Here is a 22585-nt window from a genome sequence, read left to right as displayed (position 1 = left end):
AAAACTACAAAAGAAATAGGTGTATTTCAGTGAAGTGGAACGTCTTTTTTACAGATACGGAACCTATGTTACTCTATGTGTTACAATAAATTACACTCAAGAGGTCAAAATGAGAATTATTTTACTTCTACTACTTCATTTTTTACACCAATTCCGTTTTCATTAAACGCTTCAATTGTAAAATAATAAGTGGATCCTTTGTCCAGGCCTCTAAAATCATACGAACTTTCGTCGTAAACCATAATGCTGTTATACAATTTGTCCGGTGCAATTCCGTAATAAATATTGTAACCGGTTGCGTTCGTCTGTTTTTTCCAGGAAATCATAGCGTTTCTTGCATCATCTGCATTTCTGTCTACTTTAAAATCAAGAACCGACTGTGGTTTTTCTGCCAATCCGTTTCCAAACACTCTGAAATCTGAAATCGCAAACAGTCCGGAGGCATTATGAACGTTGACCATTTTAATGTAACGTGCTTTTATTGCTTTCGTCAGCTCGACATAATCGTGCGGAACGTCTTTTGCATTTTTAGATTTATCGACCACCAATTTCCAGTTTACAGCGTCATCCGACATGAATATTTTGTACTGATAATAAATATCCATTGCCTTATTGAACTGTGTTGCTTTATGATCGGCATAGTTGATCTGCAAGGCATTGATCTGCATTTGTCTGCCTAAATCAAGCTGTAACCATTCACCCGGATCAGCTGTTTTTGCGGACCAGTAGGTTTGAATATTTTCATCGGTTAAATTAACCGCCCCGTAACAAAACTTCTCGTATACTTTTTTACCTCCATTGTCCATTCTGTGGGTTTCCACTTCCATGCATTCTTCTGAAGAGGAAACAGTGACAGGCTTTTTATACGAAAGCAGCATCCAGCCGGAAGAAGCTCCTTTCTCCTGGTTGCGTTTTTTGGTGGGAAGAACAATTGGAAAATCCCCATAAGAAGTAATCGAATACATCACATCGTCTTTATCAAATCCGGCAGGAAACATATCAATACGACGTTCGAAACGGTCTTTGATGGAGATCTTACAGGTTCCGGTATTCCAGTAATTGCCATAATTGTCTGCAAAAGTGTTTCCATGTCCCGCTCCGATTACAAATCCTCCCGGTTTGTATGACATAGGATTGTGTTTTTGATAGGTGAAAGGTCCTAACGGGCTGTTACCAACATGAACTCCATTGGCATAACCTTTAAATTCTGTGGCAGGAGCTCCATACTGCATGTAATATTTGCCATTGTGTTTGGTCATCCAGGCTCCTTCTATAAAATTCCCCCAAGGTGCGGGTTCCATATCATTATTGGGGCCAAAACGTTCCCAGCCGTGATTGGCAGGATCTAAACCTACTACTTCTTTGATCTCGCCATAAGCACGCTGAATATCTTCTACTTCGGTGGCTTTGTACAGTTTTTCATAAGCTGCCTGATTGCCTTTCGGAAGCCAGGTGTTATAATCTACTTCTACACCTACAAGTGGTAATTTTCCGCTTGAACCGTAATACATGTATACTTTTTTATCATCGTCCTGAAAAATAGCAGGATCCCAGGTTGGCAGCATCGCTTTATCAACATGTCGCAGCCATTGTCCAGATTTTGGGTCGGCAGTTTTCCAGATTGGATGATCTCTTTTCCAGGTCGAACCCACATAAAATAAGGTATCATTGACTACCCAGGCTGCAGGTGCACATTGATCGTCGTCGGCGGGCTTGCGTTGAAAACTTCCGTATACAAATTTCCAGTCCGACATGTCTTTACTCCAGAAATATCCCGCCTGGTTGGTCGCAAACAAATAGTATTCGCCTTTAAATGTAATAATTACCGGATCGGCACTGGAACGTCGGGATTCCGGAATACCATTGTGATTTTCGGTGGTATAATTGTACCCAATATTGATTGGATTACAATAGGTCGTTGCTTTTTTATTGGGGTCAAACCATTCTGTTTTACCGGGAATTTTAGTGTTTTGTGCGAGTATTGTATTGCTTAAACTAACCAGCATCAGCATAACAGCTACTACATATGTTTTTTTCATAGGATGATTTTTATATAAAAGATTTTCTCCAAAAGAGAAAACACAGTTTCAATAGCTCTATTTTTTCTGTTTTATCTTTTGTTCTAACAACTCAGGTTCATTGGTAGTGATATAATTGAATTTATGATCAATTATCCAGTCCATATCGGCCGTTTCGTTTACTGTCCAGGTATTTAAAATAACCTTATACTCTTTGGCTTCTTTGATCCATTCCGGATGCTTCTTAAATACTGAATAATGATAATCAATGCCGTTGATACGATCTGCTTTAACTTCTTTTGGAGATTTGTTTCCTTCGAGGTACTGTAAACTTGCCCGAAAATCGACTTCTCTGATTTGTTTCAGCATTTCGTAATCAAAACTAATGTAGCAGGTATTTCTTTCTGCTTTAAGTTTATGGATGGTTTCAACAGCCATCAACGCCGTTTTTTTCCCTCTTTCTTTACTTATTTCCGAAGGTTTTATTTCGCAAACCAAAAGTGTGCGTTTATTATTTCGCTTACCTTCAGCAATATACTCGTACAAGGTTGGGAGCTTCTCTCCGTTTGAAAGTTTAAACTTTATAAGATCGGCATAATTGGTTTCCTCAATAAGCAATTTGTTGTAATGTGCATCATGATTGATGACAAGTGAATCATCGGCTGTTCTCCATACGTCAAATTCTGAACCGGGAAGTTTTAAGTCGATGGCATGTCTTAGAGCGGCTATAGAATTTTCAGGAAGATTGTTTTTTTTCCATGCCCCGCGATGTGCCACAATTGCATTTTCTTTCACACAGCAGGACTGAAAAGCCATTGTTAATGTTAAAAGTAATGCTATCCGAAGTGCTTTAGTAGTATTCATTATTTTAAATTTATAAAGGTTTAAAAAATGTCTTTTAAAAAAAAGCCCTTCGCTAACCAATTACGAAGGGCTAATTACTAATCAATAAACCAACTTAATTAGTTAATACAAAACTAACTTTCTTCTCGGCATTTGAATTTCCACCAACGAAAACATCAAACTGTCCAGGTTCTGCCACAAATTGTAAAGCAGAGTTATAAAATTTTAAATCTTCAACTGTGATCTCGAATGTCACGGTTTGTTTTTCTCCTTTTTTAAGAGTTATTTTTTGGAAATTTTTAAGTTCTCTTACAGGTCTTGTTACCGATCCTACTACATCTCTGATGTACAATTGAACTGTTTCTTTTCCATCATAATTTCCAGTATTAGCGACATCTACCGTTACTTTTAGCTTTTCGCCTGAGTTCATTTTATCAGATGAAATTTTCAGATTTGAATACTCAAAAGTGGTATAACTTAACCCGAAACCAAATGGAAACAATGGTTCGTTTCTTTCGTCAATATAGTTGGATCTGAACTTTTCGAACTTACCTTCTGTGTTAACCAAAGGTCTTCCTGTATTTTTGTGTGCATAGTAAATTGGCAACTGACCAACACTTCTTGGGAAGGTTGATGTTAGTTTTCCGGAAGGGTTTACATCTCCAAACAAAACGTCAGCAATAGCATAACCCGCTTCTGTACCTGCGAACCAAACATTCAAAATAGCCGGAACGGTTTCATTCTCTTCTTTAATTACTAACGGACGACCGTCAAACAATACTAAAACAACCGGTTTTCCTGTTTTTAGCAAGGCGTTTAATAAATCTTTTTGGGCTTGTGGAATTTCCAAATTTGTACGGCTGCTTGATTCACCGCTCATCTCTGCAGATTCTCCAAGTGCCGCAACAATTACGTCTGACTGATTGGCTACTTTTAATGCTTCTGCCAGTAATTCTTCTTTCGAACGTCCGTCACGGTGTAACGTTTTACCAAACATGGTTGCTTTAGTTTCAAACTCTTCATCGTAATCTAAGTTGCTTCCTTTTGCATATAAAACTTTTGTCGATGCTCCTGCTACTTCTTTGATTCCTGCTAAAAGTGAGATTGCATTTTCCATTCTTGTTGCTACGCTCCAGGTTCCCGGCATGTTTTCTTTGGCATCTGCCAGAGGTCCGATTAAAGCAATTGTTCCTGATTTTTTAAGTGGCAACAATTGATTTTGGTTTTTTAACAACACTAATGATTGTGCTGCTGTAGAACGAGCTTCTTTTCTGCTGTTTGCTGTAAAAATTTCTGTTTTTGCTCTATTAGCATCACAATACTTATAAGGGTCACTAAATAGACCTAAATCGTATTTTGCTTCCAGAATAAGTTTAACAGCATTGTCGATGGTCTCTATCGTTACTTTTTTCTCGTCTAACGATTTTTTCAAAGTTCCTAAGAAACCTTCACCCACCATGTCCATTTCAACACCTGCATTTAACGAAAGTGCCGAAACAGCTTGTAAATCTCCCATTCCGTGCTCGATCATTTCAGGAATCCCTGTAAAATCGGTAACCACAAAACCTTTAAAGCCCCATTGTTTTCTTAAAACATCTGTCATCAGCCATTTGTTTCCTGTTGCAGGAATTCCGTCAATCTCGTTGAAAGAAGCCATTACAGAACCTACACCTGCATCAACAGCAGCTTTGTATGGAGGAAAGTAATCGTTGAACATTCGAATATGACTCATATCAACCGTGTTGTAATCACGACCTGCCTCTGGTGCTCCGTATAAAGCAAAGTGTTTTACACAGGCCATAATTGAATTGTTTTTAGAAAGATCGTTTTGCTGGTAACCGTTTACCATTGCTTTTGCAATCTGACTTCCCAAATACGGATCTTCTCCTGAACCTTCAGAAACTCTTCCCCAACGCGGATCACGAGAAACATCAACCATTGGAGAGAATGTCCAGTTGATACCATCTGCACTCGCTTCCTGAGCTGCAATTCTGGCACTTCTTTCAATCAGATTCATATCCCAGGTACAAGATAATCCTAACGGAATCGGGAAAGTAGTTTCGTAACCGTGAATCACGTCCATTCCGAAAATCAATGGAATTTTCAGACGACTTTTCTCCACCGCAATTCTTTGTACTTCTCTAATTTTTTGAACAGATTTAATATTGAACAAACCTCCAACTTTACCTTCAGCAATTTTTTTCGCCACATCAGAACTGTTTGCCTGTCCTGTAGTAATATCTCCGGAGGTTGGTAAATTAAGCTGCCCTAATTTTTCATCCAGTGTCATCTTTGACAATAACTCTGCTACAAACTCCGATTTTGGTTTTATTTTTACTGTATTCTTAGTGTTCTTTTTCTGAGCATATCCCAGAACAGCACATCCTAAAAACAGTAAGACTAATTTGTTCTTCATTCTACTATATTTATTTGTTTGTGTTCGTTTTTTATTGGTTTAAATGTCCAGCCATAAAATGCTGGACTGTCATAAGCTCCTGTTACTAGAATCCGTACTTTCCGGATTTAAAACCAAGCTTAACCAAACCTTGTTTTACTTCGGGAGCATTCATGAATAATTTCCAAAGCAAACCGGTACGATAATTTTCAATCATTACTACTTCAGGTCCCTGGTCAATAGCCAGGTAACGTTTTGCAACCCAATTATTCTGTAGGCTAAGCGCATCATAAAACCCTGCCTCACCAAAAGTTTCCTTTTTATGATTTTCGTATAAATTTCTAATTACAGCGATTGATTCTTTTGGTGTATACACAATTGAACTAATGGCTGCTGTTGGAGAGATAACTCCTTTATCGTTACTTGGCATGTGAGCATCGTACCCAATAGATCCGTCAGGATTTCTGGAATAAGATGCGGTTAAGCCCCAATAATCAGCCCCGTATCCTTTAAATTTCCCTGGATTTTCGATACAATACTGGTAATCAATTTTTACCTGATTGACATTCAGATCCCAATAGTTGGCATACTTATCTGTTAGCTGGTTCGGATCAAGTCCTACATACGAATAATGTGCCCAGAACAATGGTCCGCCAAATTCCTCGGCCCCATTGTGTTTTAAAATTAGAGGAATATTGTATTTGGTTTTAGAAGAAACTATTCCGCCGCTTCTCGCCCAGCCTTCATGATATGCTTTTGCATCGATCGCGTGTGTTGGTGAAGATGCTGCCATGACATAGGTAATCAAACATTCGTTGTAGCCTTCAAGAGCAAAATTCATTTGCCAGTTGTAAGTTGGTGACCAGTGCCAGTACAAAACATTTTTATTATTCGTGTACCATTGCCAGTCTACTCCTTTCCAAAGTGCATCGTATTTTTGAGCTACCGCTTTTTCTTTCTCTGAACCGTCTTTTAGATATTCGCGAACGGTAATCATTCCTGCAACCAAAAATGATGTTTCGACTAAATCTCCACCATTATCCTTGGTTCCAAAAGGTTTTACTTTTCCTGTATTTCCATCTATCCAGTGCGACCATGCTCCATGAAAACGATCCGCTTTGCCTAAAAAATCAGCAATTTTGTTCAGTCTCTCAACTCCTTTTTCTTTCGTTACATATCCTTGTGACATTCCGGAAACAATAGCCATCAATCCAAAACCTGAACCTCCTGTGGTTACAATATGTGCATCGTTTTCAGGGTAAATTCTATCCGGATGGTAACGTTCTCTTGCTAATCCTGAATTTGGCTCAGCATAATCCCAAAAATATTTAAACGTCTCTTTTTGAACTACAGCTAAAAGTTCATCATCTGTTAATTTTACAGCAGACGATTCTTCTTTTTCTGTTTGTTTGCTTTCTTGTCCGTTACAGCTCAAAAAAGTAAAAGCTAATAGTAAAACTGAAATTTTAACCATTATATTTTTTTTAATATCAGTGAATAAAAACCACTTCCTTCAAAAAGGAGAAGGAAGTGATTTTAAAAGTTTATTTAGTAACCTCCTGGATTTTGTTGTGAAAGTCCACCCGCTTCTCTTAAGAATGTCGTAGGAATTGGAAATAATTCATGTTTACCAACAACGAATGTTTTTCCGTCGGCAGCCATAGCAGCCTGAGCTTGTCCTGTTCTTACAAGATCAAACCATCTGTCATGTTCGAAAGCCATTTCTAATCTTCTTTCTTTCCAGATTGCTTTTCTAACATCTGTTTGAGAAGTAAAAGGAGTATCTCCTAAACCTGCTCTTTTACGAATCATATTCACTAAAGGAATTGCTGCTGATGTCTGTCCCAATTCATTCAAAGCTTCCGCCTTCATTAACAATACCTCAGCATATCTTAAATATCTAAGATTGGTATCTGTAAATTCCTGATTGTAGAAATCTGAAGAATACGCTTTGTAATTGTACATTGGATTTGCAACAGTAGCCGGTACCGGTCTTCCATCGTATAAAACGGAACCTCTGAAAATAATCGTTGCTGCTCTTCTTACGTCGCCTGCTTCATAAGCATTTGCTAACCCCTGAGTAGGTGTATTGAAACCCCAACCCCATCCTCCTGCACCACGTGGTGCCTGAGAAACAGAGTAGTTTCCAATTCCAAAACCAGGGCTTGAAGTTGAACCAATTCCATTAATTTCAAAAATGGACTCAGGACCAAATTCTCCTGCTTTTTTATATTGTAGCGCATAATCAGCTACTAAAGAATATCCTGTTACTTTATCACAATTGTCAATTACTTTTTGCCAATTTTTTTGATATAAATTTACTTTTGCTAACAGAGCATAAGCAGAACCTTTAGAAACACGACTTTTGTCTTCTGCTGCATAAGCTGATTTCTCCGGTAAATTTGTAATGGCATCATTCAAATCTTTCTCGATAAATGCGTAAACTTCAGCCGGCGTTTTACGCGTTAATTGCATGATTCTATCCCCTTCTGAACCCGGAATTGGTAAATGATCAATAATTGGAACTCCACCATAACCTTTTACTAAAGTGAAATACATAAAAGCTCTGAAAAATTTAGCTTCTCCTTCTAATCTTACTTTTAAAGCCGGTGTCACCTTATCTAATTTAGGAAAAATAGCCAAAGCCTGATTACATCTGTTAATTCCCGCATAATGAGCATCCCAGGTAGACTGAAATGAAGGAGTCGAAGCATTATAGGTTAAAGCATCAATTATGTCCTTATCTGCTCCGGTGTCTCCAGGATCAGAACCTTTATCAGCATCATCAGAAATGATACTCGTAACAGCATTCCATCCAAAAGAAGACATATCCCATCCTAAAAACTGATTGTAAATTGCGGTTACAAAACCTGAAGCTCCTGCGTCGTTATTGACCAACTCTACATCTGCTGACGGAATTGATTCTGTAGGGCTTACATCTAAAAAATCATCTGCGCATCCTGCAAAAAGTAACCCGGACAACACAAACATTGATATATATATTCTTTTCATGATATTAAAATTTTAAATTAGCACCGATAACAAATGATCTCAATGATGGGTAAGCATCTAACTCAACACCCTGAGTACCTTCAACCAATTTACCATCACTAACGACGTCAGGAGAGAAACCTGAATACTTTTGAGTAATAAACGGATTAATTGCGTTTACATAAATTCTGCAATAGTTAAAGAACAGATCTTCTTTTAATGGCAATTTGTATCCTAAACTAATGTTGTTGATTCTGAAGTAATCTGCTGATTCCAAAAAGAAAGTAGATGCATAAGGAATCTCATTAGAAGGCGCCGGATTTGAAGCAGTTGTGTTAGTTGGTGTCCAGAAATTACGAGCCATAGAAGCTTCTATATTTTCACCACCAAAACGCTGTGCTTTTTTTCCATTGTATACTTTTGCTCCTCCTGTTCCGTAACCATCAACAGAAAAATCAAAGTTTTTATAATTTACTCCCAGAGTAATTCCATACGTTGAAGTTGGTAAAACTGTTCCAACATACTTTTTATCGGTTCTTTCGTTTAATGCTGACTGAACTACTTTATCACCCGCTGCTGTGTAATATAACATTTTACCATTTGACGCATCAATACCAGCAAACTCATACATATAGAAACTTCCTAAAGGTTGTCCAACTGAAGTGTTATCCAATATTTTAGTGTTTTGACCGTTTCCTAAACCTCCACCAATAGTCGGAGCAATTTGAACGTTTTTCAGACTTGTAAGTTCATTTTTATTGTGAGAGTAATTACCCCCTACCCAATAACTTAAATTATCGCTTATTTTATCATCCCAACGCAAAGCAATTTCATACCCTTTGTTTGATACTTCTCCGATATGTGAATAGGTTGAAATATTGTATCCTGAAGTTGCATAAGGTTTAACATTTAAAATGGTATTGGTTGTTTTTTTGTCATACAAATCAAAAGATCCTTTTAATCTGTTTGCAAACAATTCAAAATCAAATCCTCCTGAAAGTTCTTCTACAATTTCCCATGATAAATTAGGATCGATCTGTGAATTGATCGTTATTCCTGAGCCGAGACCCGGTACATCAACTCCTGAAGTAAAAACCTGAGTATTTAACGGTATGTTCTGATTTCCTAATCTACCCCATGATCCTCTTAATTTTAATAAATTAAGTGTTTCAATATTGCTCAAAAAACTTTCTTTTGATACAATCCAACCTAAACCAACTGATGGAAATGTTCCCCAACGTTTGTCTTCAGCAAATTGAGAAGATCCGTCACGTCTTACAGTACCTGTCAGTAAATATCTGTCCATTAATTTGTACTGAAAACGGGCAAAATAAGAAGCTAATCTTCTCTGATTCAAAGCTTCATCTTTATAACCTGTTACTGAACTTGCAACATTAATATCTTTTAAAGACCAGTAGTTTGAATTTGGATTTACATTTTTTCTGTCAATCGTTAATTTTTCTCTGGTTCCTTGTACGTTGGCCTCTATACCGGCAGTAACTTCAACATCATGAATTTCTGCAAAAACTTTATTATAAGTCAGGTAATTAGATAAATTCCAGTTGAAATACTGATCTCTGCCTCTTGTTAAAGTATTTGTATTTAAACTTTTAGTGTCGTAAGCAGATACTACACGAGTAGGATCTCCTGATAACCAAAGTCCTAAATTATCTACATAATTATATTGTTTGTAAGTAAAGAACTCTCCATTAAACTGAGAGGTGAATTTTAACGATTTGAAAATATCATAATCCAATTTCAAACCTCCTTGTAAAATAACAGTCTCTTGTCTCTCATTTGTAAAATCCAACTGAGCCACCGGATTCGCAACATTATTGAAAGACGCTCCTGTTTCGGCAACCACTCCATTTGAAACAAATGGCACTCCATATTTTCCATTAGGATAACGTACAGGAACAAGAGGAGATTGTCTGTAAGCATTTGTAAAAGCGCTTAAAGGCATTGGAGTATTTTTTATCGTACTCACACTCATATTCTGAGTTACTCTAACTTTATCCGAAATTTTAAACTCATTATTACTTCGAATCGTAGTTCTACCATAATCAGATCGGTTCAGAATTCCTTTTTCTTCGTAATTTCCAACACTAAAAAAGTACTTTACATTATCTGAAGACCCTGAAATGGCAATATTGTTTTGGGTATAAGATCCTGTTCTTGTAATTTCATCAAACCAATTGGTATTGTATGGCTGATTGGCAGAAAATCTTCCTTGTGGAAAATCACCACTGTAAGCAATATTACTATAACGAACATATTCGTCACTATTTGCCATTCTAACCTTTTTCAAAGGAGTTCTGATTCCGGCAAAGCTTTCTACATCTACCGTAAGTTTTCCTTTTCCGGATTTCGTGGTGATCATAATTACACCATTTGCACCTCTTGTACCATAAATAGCTAAGGAAGAAGCGTCTTTTAAAATCTCGTACGATGTAATATCATTTGCATTAATGTTATTGATATTCTCCGTTGGCATACCATCTACTACATACAAAGGATTTTTTCCTCCCAAAGCACTACCGGCACCTCTAATGATTACAGAAGGTGTACTTCCCGGTGCATCTGAAGCAGATACCTGAACCCCTGCCGCCTTACCTTGTATGGCCTGAGAAGCATTTAGTACCTTCATTTTTGTAATCTCTTCAGATTTAATAGAGCTTATCGCTGAAGTATTATCAATTTTCTTTCTTGTTCCGTATCCAATTACAACCACATCTTTTAATACAGTATCACCTGATTCTTTTAAAGTAATAGTCATTGGTGCGGAAGTTGCTGCCACAGAAACAGGTTCAAAGCCCAACATCGAGATCTTTAGTATCTCCCCCACTTTGGCATTTATGGCAAAATTTCCGTCGAAATCAGCATCAGCAGAAACTCTTGAGTTTGAAGCAGCAATAATTGCTCCGGGAACTCCCATTCCATTACTGTCTACTACTTTTCCTTTAATTGCTTGTCCAGACATATAAGCCGGCAATAGCAAAAGCGCTAAAAAGCTAAAAATAAAATTTTTCATACAGTTCGTAATCGTTTAAGTTAGTAGAGCCAAATTAAACAATTACAACGTTGTAGTACATCAAATACCACTACTACACAGCTACATCATTATGTTAAAATTAGAATGTAAAAGTTTAAATTTCAGCATTTTAAATGTTAATTTTATTTTATTAACATAACGTTATGATGTAGTAATGATGTATTAGAATTATACAATAAAAGAAGTAGAAAAATATAAGATATTTAAAAAAATAATCTCAATCTTACAGACTTAATAAAAACTTTGAGAGATTTTCATCCTGAGTAAGGCCTAATTTCTTTCTTAAACGATATCTGTGCAATTCTACGCCCCTAAAAGAGATGTTCATCATAGGTGCAATTTCCTTGGAAGAAAGATTCATTTTGAGGTAAACACACAGTTTTATATCCTTAGGAGTTAAGTTTGGAAACTTTTTAGAAAGGTTAATGATAAATTCATTATGAATCTGATTCAGATTGGTTTCAAAAATCTCCCATTCGTGTTTGTTCACCTCATTGATTTTGATTGCTTTTTTGATTTCACTCTTCAGTTTATTGAAGTCTTTTTCAGAATTCAAGATGTTCTGAATGTTATCAATCATTTCACTTTGCTTGGCAATAGACAATGATTTTCCGGCAACTTCTGAGGATTTTGTTTGCAGTTCCAGTTCCAAAATGTGTTTTTCATACTCCTGAACATTCAATTCATTCTCTGCTTTTAATTCCATTTCCAGAATTTCACGCTGATGCTTTAACTCTTCGGCCTGCAATTTCAGTTTTTGCATATAACGTAACTTGTTCCATTTGTAATAGAAAAATAAAACTGCTGCCACTACAAGCAGATACAGTAAAATCATCCAGAATGAAAAATACCAGGGTTCTGCCACTTTAAAATCAAAATCTGCTACCTCCTCGTAACTCGCACCATCATGTTTGTAAACCACTATAGCATGTGAACCACTACTTAAATTATTCAATACAATAAGTCCGTCTGAAATTGGCAGGAAATCGCCGTTTTTATTAATTTTATAAAACAAATTAGGCTTACTTGCCCCGTAAATTCCGGAAATTACATTTATTCTTATCTCAGTGTTGTATTTGATCTTATCCTCATTTGATATAAGATTTCCATCATTAAAAGCTTCTATCTTTACATGCGCATTTTGCTTGTTTTCATAAGTGAGCTGAAGTGATATAAAACCATCATCAAGATTGAGTAAATAGTGGTTCTGAGTTTTAAAAATCCTCAGATTATCATTGATCAGGGTGCCTTTATAATATTTCTCCTGAATGATATTCCAAATAAATTTATTGCCCTTTGCATATATATGGTACAATATTCCATTCTGAAGCACTACAAAATGATCTTCATCAATTGAAACGACATCACTTATATTCTTAAAATTAGAATTAAACAGCTCATTTTCTTCAAGACTGCCGCTAATCGAATTATAGGTATACCAAACATTATTGATTAGGAAAAGAATTTCATTTCTAAATTCAAAAATCTTTACACCAAAATCATTCTTAATTTTACTCTGCTGTGTTATATTTTCAACTTTTTTAGTCTTATAGTTATCATCGTACAATACACGATACAATCCGCGGTAATTATCTGCAGCCCAGATTTCATTTTTCTGATTCTGAGCCACATACTTGATAGGTTTTGAAAGATCATTAATAACTTTGTTCTCAGTTGGTACCGCAATATCATTATAAGCCACAACACCGCTGTAAGTCGATTGAAAATAAGTATTATTGATACTGCTTTTTGTCAAGTTCCATCCTCCGCTTCTGTTATTGATTTTAACCAATGAACCATTTTCGTAACAAAAAGTTCCATCATTATGACCTATAATATACTTGGTACCAATTTTACTAATATTCCAGGCCTGCCCCTGTGTATTGGGCAACATATTAAACTTACCGGAAACAAATTCGAAAACTCCGTGATTGGAAGCAATCAGATATCCCTTATCGATAGCTGCGACAGAATAAACAGAACCCAAAAGTCCTGAATTATCATAAAAGAAAGAAATCGGAGAGTTGATTTCGACATGCGTAATACCATTATCCAGACCAAGCCATAAATCGTTCTCTTTATCGAAACCGATGCTTAATACCGAATTATTCATCAAGACATTATTCCGATTGATATTTTTATAGGTATCCGTTTGAAAGTCGTAAATAAAAACACCTCTGTTCCCGGTTCCTACTACCAGTTTATTTCCTTTAATAAACTTAGCAACATTAATCGTTGCCGATTTTAAAACTTCATTCAACGGATTGTTCCAGGGTCTTAAACCTCCTTTTTCTACAATAAAAATTCCTTTCTTCTGTGTAAAAATAAACGTCTCGTTCTTGTACTTTTCAATAGCGTGAACTACGGTCTTTTTTAAAATATTCCAACCTTTCGGATTGGCTATTTTTGAACCGTCCATTCGGAAAAGACCTTTTGCAACTGAAGCAACATAGACATCATTATCTACTACAAAGCAATAGGATATTAGAAAAGGGAATTTAATTTTCTTAATGTGTTTTCCATCATAAATAAAAACATCATTAAAAGACTGGAAATAAACGGAACCTTTAAACTTGAAAATTTTCCAAATCTCTTCATTGTCCTTTTCGTCAAACAAACGCAGTTTTTTAGTGATGGAAACGTAATGCATCTTTCCCTCTTTTCGGTACCAGTAACCAAACTCTTTATACGAGCCTGAATAGATCTTATCACCTTCAATCATGATCGAACGGATGATCGTTTTATTAGGTAATGTATACTTTTCCCATATGACACCGTCATAACGCAGTAAATAGTGATTATTGGCAAAATACATGGCATCATCATTACCCTGAACCACATTCCAAATTTGATTGTCACCTTGGTAATCAGATTTATTATAATTTTCTACGAATGGAAGTAATTCTTGTGCCTGGATTTGAAAAGCAATGAAAAAGAAGAATATAAATTTAGGAAGTATCGATTTCAAAATATTCGGTTTTATCTTCAAAGATACTGACAAATATTGAATCTGATAGCATAAAAAAAGCTCCTCAACAGAGAAGCTTTCCATATAATAGTAAGTCTATTCTAGCTTTGAAGCAGCTGATAAACCTGATGAGCAATTTCGTATTCTTCATCTGTAGGGATCACCAAAATTTTTGCTTTTGAATTTGGTACATTAATCTCTCTGATTTCTTTAGAACGAATCTGATTCTTTTCATCGTCCAGTTCAATTCCAAAATAATCCATATCAGTACAAACCAGCTTTCGCATATAAGAGGAGTTCTCTCCAATTCCCGCAGTGAAAATAATTGCATCCAAACCGTTTAGAGCTGCCGCGTACGAACCAATCGTTTTTTGAATCCTGTAGGCATTCATTTGCAGCGCCAATTGACAGTCTTTATTTCCTTTTTCCGCTTCTGCTTCAATGTCGCGCAAATCGCTGTAGCCTGTAAGTCCAAGCATACCACTTTGTTTCAATAAAATCGAGTTTACTTCATCAGCCGAATACCCAAGATTCTTAACCATATAAAAAATAACCGACTGATCAATATCTCCCGAACGAGTTCCCATGATAAGACCATTTGAAGGAGAAAATCCCATGGTATGATCGATACTTTTCCCGTCTTTAACAGCGGTCATACTACAACCATTTCCCAAATGAATGGTGATTATTTTAGAGTTCTTTTCTAAATAATCAATTGCTTTTGCAGAAACATATTTATGACTGGTTCCGTGAAAACCATAAACACGCACTTTATGCTCTGTTAAAAGATAATTTGGAATAGCAAACTTATAAGCTACTTCTGGCATCGTTTGATGGAATGCAGTATCAAAAACTGCAATTTGCTCTGCATCACTAAAGATTTCTTCTGCGACATTAATACCCTCCAAATTAGCAGGATTATGCAGTGGCGCCAGTTCAAAAAGTTCTTTGATTTTTAATTTTACCGCTTCATCAATTTTCACGGTATCGCTAAAGGCACTTCCTCCGTGAACCACGCGATGACCCACCGCCGCAATCTCCGAGGTCGATTTAATCACTCCCTTTTCGGCATCTAAAAGCATATTGGCCACTTTTTGTAAACCAACTTTATGATTTGCAATCGGCAATGTTTCTTCGATGGTATTTGACGGGGTTTTGAAAATTACATTTGAAGTTTCCAATCCAATTCTGTCAATCATACCGGTACAAATTACCTCATTTGTAGGCATAACCATTAATTGATATTTGATTGAAGAACTTCCTGAGTTTATGATAAGTATTTTCATTTTTTTTTTTAAGATTCTAAGAGACTGAGTCTCTAAGTTTTTTACTGTTTTTAGCTTTAATGTCACCCTGAGCGAAGTCCAAGGCCGGGCAAACAAAGAAGGCTTCGACTCTGCTCAGCCTGACTTACGTTTTTTAATTGATTAAAGTCCTTGCGCCTGAATAGCAGTGATTACCACGGTATTGATGATATCATCTACGGTACAGCCACGGCTTAAATCGTTTACCGGTTTGTTTAACCCTTGTAACATTGGGCCGATAGCCAAAGCACCGGTTTCACGCTGAACTGCTTTATAGGTATTGTTTCCTGTATTTAAATCCGGAAAAATAAGCACACTCGCCTGCCCTGCTACTTCGGAGTCCGGCATTTTACTTTTTCCGACAGCACGATCTACGGCGGCATCGTATTGGATTGGTCCTTCAATTTTTAAATCAGGACGTTTTTGTTTTACGATTTCAGTTGCGGTTCTTACTTTATCTACTTCATCCCCTTTTCCTGAAGAACCTGAAGAATAAGAAAGCATGGCTATTTTAGGCTCAATTCCGAAAGCTGAGCTTGATTCTGCCGATGAAATGGCAATTTCTGCCAATTGTTCTGCTGTTGGGTTTGGATTAATGGCACAGTCTCCAAAAACAGAAACTCTGTCTTCTAAACACATAAAAAACACAGACGAAACTACTGATGAATTGGGCTTGGTTTTAATGAATTGTAAAGCGGGTAAAATAGTATGCTGCGTGGTATGAGCAGCACCTGAAACCATTCCGTCAGCATGTCCTTTATACACCATCATCGTTCCAAAATAAGAAACGTCTTCCATTAAATCCCTTGCGGTAGTAATGCTGATATTCTTGGCTTTACGAAGCTCATAATAAGTGTTGGCATAATCTTCATAAAGCTCTGATTCAATAGGATTAATGATATTGATTTTAGAAAAATCCAATGTAATTCCAAGCTCATTGACCTTACCTTCAATTTGTTTTTTATCTCCAATGATCGTAATATCGACAACATCCATCGACAACAATCTCGAAGCGGCGATGATAATTCTCTCGTCGTTTCCTTCCGGTAAAACAATATGTTTTCGGTGCTGTCTGGCTCTCTTCACCATGTTGTACTGAAACATTTTTGGTGTCATTCCTTCTGCTTCAAAAGTGATTAGCCTTTCAGACAAATCATCCATGGCAACATACTTTTCGAAAGTACTAATCGAGGTTTCTATTTTATGAGTATTATTGGCGTAGATTTCTGATCTGATAGATCCAATTTTGTTTGTAATACCATAAGTTCCGCCATCAACTGCGATAATAGGTACGATGGATGAAAGACCTTCGATAAGTTTTAAAATACTTTCTTCAGGAACAATGTTTCCGGTTAGAATAATTCCGGATATTGTTGGATAATTTGCCGATTCGTTGGCTTGTAAAGCTCCCAGGATAATATCCGAACGATCTCCGGGAGTAATCACTAGCGCATTATCATGCAAATGGACCAGATAATTGTGCAATTGCATTGCTCCAACACTAAAATGCCCTATTTCATTATTCAGATAAGCACCTCCAAACAGTACTTTGGCATCTAGCTGATTGACTATTTCCTGCATCGTTGGATTGTTCAAACTTGAAATCAGCGGAATGGTATTGATAAGCACATTCGTCGGCAAACTTTTTTGCAATCCCTGTGTCACCAATTCTATATTTTCCGGTTGTACTTTATTGGCAATGACCGATAAAACTTCAACTTCTTTCACTTTAAAGGAATCATAAACCAAATACAGGCTGTCTACTAATTCTTCTAAAGTTTTGCCAACTCCTGATCCGATAATAATAGTAGGAATGCCAAGATTTTTAGCGATCAAAACATTCAAATCGAGTTCGATCGAGGTTCCTTCTCCGGTAAAGCTTGTTCCTTCTACCAGAACAAAGTCAAAACGTTCTTCAAGTTTTTTATATTTCTCGATAATCAAATCGAGAACCTCTCCTATTTTCCCTTTGTTCTTTTTCTTGATTAGTTTGCTTTTGGTGATCGCAAAGGCATCCTCAAATTTAATATCCAAATTAAAATGTGACAGTACTGTTTCGATATGATTGTCTAACTCGCCATCTACAAAATCTTCCACGATAGGTCTGAAATAACCCACTTTAGCCGTTTTACCAATCAAAATACTCATCAAACCAAGTGTCACAATTGATTTTCCGCTGTTCTGGTCGCTCGTAGCTATATATATTGCTTTACTCATAATTTATGTATTAACTCAACAAATGTCGTATATAATCTATTTTTTAACGATAAATAAACGTTAAAACCAACGTCTTTTTTTGAAATAAATAATTAAGGCTATGACCAATAAAAACATGCTGGTCATCACAATGAAATAGCCGTTTCTCTCCTTTAATTCCGGCATATATTCAAAATTCATCCCGTATACCCCAACAATAAAAGTAAGCGGAATAAATATGGCTGAAATGATGGTCAGGGTTTTCATAATCTCATTCATTTTTCGGCTTTGTTCCGAAAAATAGAAATTGGAAGCACTTTCTAAAGAACTCATATCAGACTCAATCTGCTCCAGAAGTTCTAAACTTTTCTGATGCAGTCTAATGAAAAAATTAAAGGTTTCTTTCTGAATAAGACCATTGTTTTCATCATCATCTTTAATGGTTTTCAGATAATAAAGTGAATCACGAAGCGGAGTGATGGAACGTTTTAAAAAATTAAAATTATCGCGATGATTTTCAATTTTTTCCAAAATAACCGGATCTGCTCCTTTTTTGGTTAAATCTATAAGTTCTTCGATATTATCTTCTTCATCTTCGATGGTTATATAGAAGTTTTCCATTACGGCATCCAGCAACAAATAAAGCAGATAATCGACCTTTTTTGTTCTTACGATTCCGGCATGGGTGCGCAGGCGTTCACGTATGTGTGTAAAGAAATCACTTCTTTTTTCCTGAAAAGAAATCAGTATTCCGTCTTTTAAAATAAAACTGAGCTGCTCAACCTTAAGACCGTCTGAATACTCTGAAGGCAACAACGATTTTATATTGAAAAATAAAATATCCTTTTGTTCCTCCAACTTGGTTCTTTTGGTCGTATTTAAAATATCAGCCAGTAAGAAATCATCTACTTTAAAATGATCTCCGATTGTTTTAATAAGACTGATATCATTTAATCCGTGAATATTCAGCCAATTATTTTTAGTATAATCAAAACATGAATTTATGGCCAAAACCGTAAATTTCTCATATTCAACAATATCAGTATCATTATAAACAAAAAGCTGCATTTCTGTTTCATGACTTTTATGTGTGCCCGTGTACTCCAGACTTGTATGCTGCAACTTTCTGCCTTTCTTGTATTTTATCTTTCTCATTCAAAAATGATTTACAAAGTAATATTACAAAAAAGTTTCCGAATGGAAAATGACAATTGTCATTTTGCTAAGCTTATATCATTATAAATTGTACTATTTTTACTACTTTAAATAATTTAACCGGACAGGTTTTTGATACCTGTCCGGTTTAGATAACGTAAACAATTGGCAAATAACACATAAACATGCAAATTACAGAACCTTTAGAATTTGGAAAATACTATCATATTTACAATCGTGGTATTAATAACGAAAATCTTTTTAAAGAAAATAGAAATCATGTGCATTTTCTCAATTTGTACAATAAACATATTGAACCAATCGCAGAAACTTTTGCATGGTGCCTGCTTAAAAATCATTTTCACTTACTGGTTAGAATTAAAACTTTTGAAGAAATCCTTCGTACTCACGAAGACTACGAAATTAAACGAATTATAGCCCCTCATCAATCCTTTGGAAACTTGTTTAATGCCTATACAAAAGCAATCAATAAAGGATATAATAGACATGGTGCATTATTTGAACGAGCTTTTAAGCGAAAACTAATTGATAACGAAACTTATTTACAAACTGTTATAAAATACATCCATTACAACCCTGTAAATCATGGCTTCTGCCAACGCCCGATTGAATATCCCTGGAGTTCCTATCAAACCTGTATCTCTGAAAAACCTACAAAACTAAAACGTGAAAAAGTAATTTCATTGTTTCAGGATATTGAAGGCTTAAAAAGTTCGCATCAGCAAAAAGAAAATTTTACTTCATTGGAAGATTTCCTTAATTCATAATGTAATACTATAAACAAACCGGACAGGTTTTAAAAACCTGTCCGGTTTAAATTAAAAATACAACACAATTAAACACTAACCATAAAAAAAACCGAGTCATTTCTGGCTCGGTTTTTTTCAAAACAAAGTATTCTAATTATGGTTGTGTTATGACAGTATAAGACAAGTTTGTAAAAGTTCCGTTTTTTACTTCAAAAATTTCAGGAGTATTAACTTTAGTCTGCAGCGAACCTACTTTTTTAGACGTAAAGCTAAAAGTTCCGGATACCGTTTTATTAGCAGGATCCATCGAAGTTATGGTTAACTTTCCAGTCTGAACAAAATGTTCTGTAAAAGTACTTCCATCAATTAAATAAGTATTTATGAATAAAGCATCCATATTATCCTCATCTTCTGCATTTTCATCAAAGTTATAAGCTTTTATTGGCATAGCATCAGCAGTTGTCAGTTCGCTTACACAGGCTAGCGATAACATTTGGGCATTGTCCTGAATATTAATATCAAAACGTTGCTGTTTTTCGCTTTTTACTTTGATTAATGTTACACTGTTAATTTTGGTTGCATTCCATGCTGTACCATTTATGGTAGCCGAAACAGAGTTACCATTATCCTTCTTATCATTTTCATCACTACTGCAAGCTGTTAACAAGACTGATAACGTCAATAATCCAATGCTTAAAATTTTCTTCATGTGAGAGTTAGTTTAAATTATTTTTTTTCAAAATAAAGGCTAAAAACCCTAATAAACTTACGTAAAACCACATTCGCAACAAATAATTTCGGCAAACTGGACAGGTTTTAAAAACCTGTCCGGTTTAAATATTCAATACAAGAAATTCGAAACTTTATTTTCCTAATATAATCCACAAAACAAACCCGACAGGTTTTTGAAACCTGTCGGGTTTAAATAAAAAAACCGGATCATTTCTGACCCGGTTTTCATTATTGTTTAAATAAGAATTATTTTACTTCTTCGAATTCAACGTCTTCAACGTTATCTCCTTGAGACTGCTCTTGTTGTGGAGCTGCTTGTTGCCCTTCACCACCTTGAGCGTACATTGCTTCTGTAGCTGTTTTCCAAGCTGCATTAACATTGTCTAATCCTTTTTGGATTGCATCAAGATCTTGAGATTGGTGAGCCATTCTCAATTCAGTTAAAGCATATTCGATAGCTGTTTTTTGATCGTCTGTCAATTTATCCCCTAACTCTTTCAATTGAGATTCAGTTTGGAAGATAGTACTGTCAGCTTCGTTCAATTTCTCAGCTCTTTCTTTTGCAATTTTGTCAGCATCAGCGTTAGCTTCAGCGTCTTTTTTCATTTTTTCGATTTCTTCAGCTGTTAAACCAGAAGAAGCTTCGATACGGATATCGTGAGATTTTCCAGTTCCTTTATCAGTTGCAGAAACTTTGATGATACCATTAGCATCGATATCGAAAGTTACTTCGATTTGAGGAACTCCTCTTGGTGCTGGTGGAATACCATCTAAGTGGAAACGACCGATAGTTTTGTTATCAGCTGCCATAGCTCTTTCTCCTTGTAATACGTGGATTTCAACAGATGGTTGAGAATCAGCAGCAGTAGAGAATACTTGAGATTTTTTAGTTGGAATAGTTGTGTTAGACTCGATTAATTTAGTCAATACACCACCCATAGTTTCGATACCTAAAGAAAGAGGAGTTACGTCAAGTAACAATACATCTTTTACATCTCCAGATAAAACTCCACCTTGAATAGCTGCTCCAATAGCAACAACCTCATCAGGGTTAACACCTTTAGAAGCTTTTTTACCGAAGAATTTCTCTACTTCGTCAGCAATTCTTGGCATACGAGTAGAACCTCCAACAAGGATTACTTCGTCGATATCAGATGTAGATAAACCTGCATCTTTTAATGCTTTAGCAACTGGCTCCATAGAACGTTTTACTAAAGTATCAGATAATTGCTCAAATTTAGCTCTTGATAATTTTTTCACTAAGTGTTTTGGTCCTGAAGCAGTAGCCGTTACGTATGGCAAGTTGATTTCAGTTTCAGCAGAAGATGATAATTCAATCTTAGCTTTCTCAGCAGCTTCTTTCAAACGTTGTAATGACATTGGGTCTAAACGTAAATCAATTCCTTCTTCAGATTTGAATTCGTCAGCTAACCAGTCAATAATAACTTGGTCAAAATCATCACCACCTAAGTGAGTATCACCATTTGTAGATAATACTTCAAATACACCGTCTCCTAATTCAAGAACAGAGATATCAAAAGTACCTCCACCTAAATCGTAAACAGCAATTTTTTGATCAGTTCCTTTTTTATCTAATCCGTAAGCAAGTGCAGCAGCAGTTGGCTCATTGATGATACGCATAACTTTAAGACCAGCGATTTCACCAGCTTCTTTAGTAGCTTGACGTTGTGCATCGTTAAAGTAAGCAGGAACAGTAATAACCGCTTCAGTTACAGTTTGACCTAAATAGTCTTCAGCAGTTTTTTTCATTTTTTGAAGTGTCATTGCAGACAACTCCTGAGCAGTGTATAAACGACCGTCAATATCCACACGTGGAGTATTGTTGTCACCTTTTACAACACTGTAAGGAACTCTTTTTGCCTCTTCTTGAGTTTCAGCAAAAGTGTGTCCCATAAAACGTTTAATAGAAGCAATCGTTTTTGTAGGATTCGTTACTGCTTGTCTTTTTGCAGGATCACCTACTTTAATTTCTCCACCTTCAACAAAAGCGATGATAGATGGTGTAGTTCTTTTTCCTTCTGCGTTAGGGATAACAACTGCTTCGTTACCTTCCATTACAGAAACACAAGAGTTCGTCGTACCTAAGTCAATTCCGATTATTTTACCCATTTTTTATATATTTAATTTTTGATATACATTT

The 22585-nt window shown here is 36.0% G+C and carries 13 protein-coding genes; 1 reads left to right on the top strand and 12 read right to left on the bottom strand.

Annotation, left to right across the window (positions count from 1 at the left end; translation table 11 throughout):
- Positions 1-116 precede the first annotated feature (116 nt).
- From C245_RS0110575 to corA, 10 genes are all read right to left on the bottom strand, one after another.
- Entirely contained in the window at positions 117-2039 is a 1923-nt protein-coding gene (locus C245_RS0110575) for a discoidin domain-containing protein (protein ID WP_017496570.1), read from the bottom strand.
- A gap of 57 nt (positions 2040-2096) precedes the next feature.
- Positions 2097-2882, bottom strand: coding sequence for a glycerophosphodiester phosphodiesterase family protein (locus tag C245_RS0110570; RefSeq protein WP_017496569.1), 786 nt, complete (start codon positions 2880-2882; stop codon positions 2097-2099).
- Between the two features lie 94 nt (positions 2883-2976).
- Entirely contained in the window at positions 2977-5277 is a 2301-nt protein-coding gene (bglX, locus tag C245_RS0110565) for a beta-glucosidase BglX (protein ID WP_026109997.1), read from the bottom strand.
- A gap of 85 nt (positions 5278-5362) precedes the next feature.
- Positions 5363-6730: a glucoamylase family protein gene (locus C245_RS0110560; RefSeq protein WP_017496567.1), complete on the bottom strand. Its 1368-nt coding sequence runs from the start codon at positions 6728-6730 to the stop codon at positions 5363-5365.
- A 74-nt stretch (positions 6731-6804) separates the two neighbouring features.
- Complete coding sequence (locus C245_RS0110555) at positions 6805-8268, bottom strand: RagB/SusD family nutrient uptake outer membrane protein (RefSeq protein ID WP_026109996.1); 1464 nt, start codon at positions 8266-8268, stop codon at positions 6805-6807.
- A gap of 4 nt (positions 8269-8272) precedes the next feature.
- Complete coding sequence (locus tag C245_RS0110550; RefSeq protein WP_017496565.1) at positions 8273-11278, bottom strand: SusC/RagA family TonB-linked outer membrane protein; 3006 nt, start codon at positions 11276-11278, stop codon at positions 8273-8275.
- A 244-nt stretch (positions 11279-11522) separates the two neighbouring features.
- Positions 11523-14267 carry a histidine kinase gene (locus C245_RS0110545; RefSeq protein WP_026109995.1) on the bottom strand — a complete coding sequence of 915 codons (2745 nt, stop codon included), beginning with the start codon at positions 14265-14267 and terminating at the stop codon, positions 11523-11525.
- Positions 14268-14368: 101 nt separating this feature from the next.
- Entirely contained in the window at positions 14369-15553 is a 1185-nt protein-coding gene (locus C245_RS0110540; protein WP_026109994.1) for an acetate/propionate family kinase, read from the bottom strand.
- 141 nt (positions 15554-15694) lie between these two features.
- Complete coding sequence (gene pta / locus C245_RS0110535) at positions 15695-17788, bottom strand: phosphate acetyltransferase (RefSeq protein WP_017496562.1); 2094 nt, start codon at positions 17786-17788, stop codon at positions 15695-15697.
- Positions 17789-17848: 60 nt separating this feature from the next.
- A complete protein-coding gene (gene corA, locus C245_RS0110530) occupies positions 17849-18922 on the bottom strand; it encodes a magnesium/cobalt transporter CorA (RefSeq protein WP_017496561.1) in 1074 nt (357 codons plus the stop codon).
- Positions 18923-19107: 185 nt separating this feature from the next.
- On the opposite strand from corA, the gene C245_RS0110525 reads away from it, so the two are divergent.
- Positions 19108-19710 (top strand): hypothetical protein, encoded by a 603-nt coding sequence (locus tag C245_RS0110525; protein ID WP_017496560.1) that lies wholly within the window; start codon positions 19108-19110, stop codon positions 19708-19710.
- 136 nt (positions 19711-19846) lie between these two features.
- Here the strand turns inward: C245_RS0110525 and C245_RS0110520 are convergent, their stop codons facing one another.
- Together C245_RS0110520 and dnaK are read right to left on the bottom strand one after the other, a co-directional pair.
- Entirely contained in the window at positions 19847-20401 is a 555-nt protein-coding gene (locus C245_RS0110520) for a DUF6252 family protein (RefSeq protein ID WP_017496559.1), read from the bottom strand.
- 269 nt (positions 20402-20670) lie between these two features.
- Positions 20671-22554, bottom strand: coding sequence for a molecular chaperone DnaK (gene dnaK / locus C245_RS0110515; RefSeq protein ID WP_017496558.1), 1884 nt, complete (start codon positions 22552-22554; stop codon positions 20671-20673).
- Between the last annotated feature and the right edge of the window lie 31 nt (positions 22555-22585).

Origin of the sequence: Flavobacterium sp. WG21 (assembly GCF_000335775.1) — a bacterium.
Taxonomy (GTDB): Bacteria; Bacteroidota; Bacteroidia; order Flavobacteriales; family Flavobacteriaceae; genus Flavobacterium; species Flavobacterium tructae.
The sequence above is the reverse complement of the archived record's forward strand: the minus strand, read 5'-3'. Positions and strand labels throughout refer to the sequence as shown.

What these genes read in the sequence shown, in the direction of transcription:
- C245_RS0110575 (WP_017496570.1), bottom strand. Translation starts at nt 2,039, where the DNA reads ATGAAAAAAACATATGTAGTAGCTGTTATGCTGATGCTGGTTAGTTTA.
- C245_RS0110570 (WP_017496569.1), bottom strand. Translation starts at nt 2,882, where the DNA reads ATGAATACTACTAAAGCACTTCGGATAGCATTACTTTTAACATTAACA.
- bglX (WP_026109997.1), bottom strand. Translation starts at nt 5,277, where the DNA reads ATGAAGAACAAATTAGTCTTACTGTTTTTAGGATGTGCTGTTCTGGGA.
- C245_RS0110560 (WP_017496567.1), bottom strand. Translation starts at nt 6,730, where the DNA reads ATGGTTAAAATTTCAGTTTTACTATTAGCTTTTACTTTTTTGAGCTGT.
- C245_RS0110555 (WP_026109996.1), bottom strand. Translation starts at nt 8,268, where the DNA reads ATGAAAAGAATATATATATCAATGTTTGTGTTGTCCGGGTTACTTTTT.
- C245_RS0110550 (WP_017496565.1), bottom strand. Translation starts at nt 11,278, where the DNA reads ATGAAAAATTTTATTTTTAGCTTTTTAGCGCTTTTGCTATTGCCGGCT.
- C245_RS0110540 (WP_026109994.1), bottom strand. Translation starts at nt 15,553, where the DNA reads ATGAAAATACTTATCATAAACTCAGGAAGTTCTTCAATCAAATATCAA.
- pta (WP_017496562.1), bottom strand. Translation starts at nt 17,788, where the DNA reads ATGAGTAAAGCAATATATATAGCTACGAGCGACCAGAACAGCGGAAAA.
- corA (WP_017496561.1), bottom strand. Translation starts at nt 18,922, where the DNA reads ATGAGAAAGATAAAATACAAGAAAGGCAGAAAGTTGCAGCATACAAGT.
- C245_RS0110525 (WP_017496560.1), top strand. Translation starts at nt 19,108, where the DNA reads ATGCAAATTACAGAACCTTTAGAATTTGGAAAATACTATCATATTTAC.
- C245_RS0110520 (WP_017496559.1), bottom strand. Translation starts at nt 20,401, where the DNA reads ATGAAGAAAATTTTAAGCATTGGATTATTGACGTTATCAGTCTTGTTA.
- dnaK (WP_017496558.1), bottom strand. Translation starts at nt 22,554, where the DNA reads ATGGGTAAAATAATCGGAATTGACTTAGGTACGACGAACTCTTGTGTT.